Raw genomic sequence first — 2,240 nt, forward strand, 5'->3', positions numbered from 1 at the left:
GATAGGATATCGAACATGGGCGAATTGTAGCGTTTGAGTTGTCGTTGTGGTAGACAATAACTCTACTACAGAGCGCCCTATCTCTTCACCCTCTTCTTTTGGCTAAGGTATTGATCAAAAGCTTGTTTTTTATTTGATCATGTATTTCATAAGTATGATTAAAGTCTCTCTCATCGGCAAGATGGAATAGCTGAAGAACTTCATCATAGTAAAAGAGCGATGTTTAAAAACGAGTTCTTGATTGAGAGGTCTAGAAATGGCAGCTACAAATGAAAAGCGTAAAATTCGCTACGCCATCGTGGGTTTAGGTTGGTTTGCTCAAGAAGCCGCCTTGCCTGCATTTGCCCCTGCGGAAAACTCTGAAGTAGTTGCGCTAGTTTCTGATGACCCTACTAAGCGAGAAGAACTGAGTAAACAATATGGCATTCAACGTACTTATTCCTATGAAGAGTACGAGGACTGTCTTACAAGCGGAGAGGTTGATGCAGTTTATATTGCACTGCCTAATCACCTACATTGCGAGTACACTGTGCGGGCAGCTAATCAGGCAATTCATGTGCTGTGTGAAAAGCCGATGGCCGTGACTGAACAAGAGTGCGAGGCCATGATTAAAGCTGCCAATGACAACGGTGTAAAGTTGATGATTGCCTATCGTTTACACTTAGAGCCAGCAAACTTAGAAGCAGTCGAAATTTTGCGCTCGCAGCAAATTGGTGAACCGCGGATTTTCAATTCAGTTTTTACTCAGCAAGTAGAAGAAGGTAACATTCGTTTACGAGATGTTACAGGTGGTGGGACACTGTATGATATTGGCATCTACTGTATTAACGCTGTACGATATTTATTTCAAGACGAACCAACCGAAGTCTTTGCCGTAGCAGCCAGTAAAGAAGAACAACGCTTCAGCGAAGTTGAAGAAATGGCTACTGCCACCTTACGCTTTCCCAATGAGCGACTCGCAACATTTACCTGTAGCTTTGGAGGAGCAAAGGTTTCTACCTATCAAGTTGTAGGAACCAAAGGTGACTTGCGGGTAGAATCTGCCTATACCTGGCATGGAGATTTGAAGCACTACTTGACAATTGATGGTGAAACTCAAGAACGCACCTTTCCTGCCCACGACCAACTAGCAGCTGAATTTACGTACTTCTCAGATTGCATTTTACAAGATAAAGACCCAGAGCCATCCGGGACAGAAGGATTAAACGATGTTCAGATTATTCAAGCACTCTATCGCTCAATTGGGACAGGTCAACCTGTACGGATAAAAAATATTGATCGAGACACACGTCCGACATTGGATCAAGCTATTGAACATCCTGCTACTGAGGAAAAACCAGAGCTAATTAATGCTGCTCCACCTTCTGGCAAGTCTTAGAACCTGTTCCTTTTCAGAAAAATTAGTCAGTCATTTGCATTTTATTAAATATTCCACTCAACTAACGACCCTACACAATCGCAATCCTCCACTGCGGATACTTCACCAACAGCTTCTTGACCGCGATGACAAGTGCCGGATCATCGTCCCAACACGAGAGCAAGAAGGCCAACCCCGGATTCTGCCCCGAATTAGCCGCAACTTTGAGTTTTTGCATCCGCTCCGGTCGCATATTTGCCCTTGCAACTATCGCCTCATGCGACCATCTTTCAGTACTGGGGGCAGGTGTGGCGGAACTTTCACCCTCATGCGCTTTGACTCCTTCACCCAAAACTGAATTTTCAACCAACAATAAAGCAGAACAAGTAGATACGCAGAACACGCTGATACAAAGGCTTCTTGAATAACTGCAAAACGTGTAGGATTAGTCTTCCCCAAAAATCAAAAGACTCTACCGGGAAACTCTCGGAAAGTTATGCCTGTGAAGATAAGGTGATGAGCATTTAAGTTACATAAACTCAGGACTGAAGCCTTTACCATGAGAGAGTCAGTCTGGAAAAATGAATGACGATTAGCTTGTCGCTGCCGATGGGTAAGGAGTCCAGGAACTATGCTTATAAGCAATTGGCTATTCAGTTAAATCTCCGCTCAAAAACTTCTTCACTTAACAGGACATTCTTTAGAAACATCGATTGAAGAAGTAGAACTAGATTATATATTTCGTAACTGTGCTGAGGAAAAAGAATGGTACGATGAAATACAAAAACAAAATGTGCCAAAGTTTAAATCACTTGTCAAAATACTAAAGGATCACCTCACTGACATCAAGGTTTATCGTATAGGAATGATAAACCTTGATATC

The 2,240-nt window shown here is 42.7% G+C and carries 3 protein-coding genes; 2 read left to right on the forward strand and 1 reads right to left on the reverse strand.

Going from position 1 to position 2,240, the window contains the following annotated elements:
• Window positions 1–256 precede the first annotated feature (256 nt).
• Entirely contained in the window at window positions 257–1,378 is a 1,122-nt protein-coding gene (locus H6G97_RS50190) for a Gfo/Idh/MocA family protein (RefSeq protein ID WP_190947668.1), read from the forward strand.
• Window positions 1,379–1,448: 70 nt separating this feature from the next.
• On the opposite strand, the gene H6G97_RS54525 is transcribed toward H6G97_RS50190, so the two are convergent.
• On the reverse strand, window positions 1,449–1,760 hold the full coding sequence (locus H6G97_RS54525) for a hypothetical protein (protein WP_242056191.1): 312 nt from the start codon (window positions 1,758–1,760) through the stop codon (window positions 1,449–1,451).
• Between the two features lie 258 nt (window positions 1,761–2,018).
• Between H6G97_RS54525 and H6G97_RS50200 the strand changes: the two genes are divergently transcribed.
• Window positions 2,019–2,240, forward strand: a 222-nt coding sequence (locus tag H6G97_RS50200) for a nuclease A inhibitor family protein (RefSeq protein ID WP_338422033.1), incomplete at its 3' end; no start/stop codon positions are given.

The organism is Nostoc flagelliforme FACHB-838 (assembly GCF_014698065.1).
GTDB lineage: Bacteria > Cyanobacteriota > Cyanobacteriia > Cyanobacteriales > Nostocaceae > Nostoc > Nostoc flagelliforme_B.

What these genes read in the sequence shown, in the direction of transcription:
- H6G97_RS50190 (WP_190947668.1), top strand. Translation starts at nt 257, where the DNA reads ATGGCAGCTACAAATGAAAAGCGTAAAATTCGCTACGCCATCGTGGGT.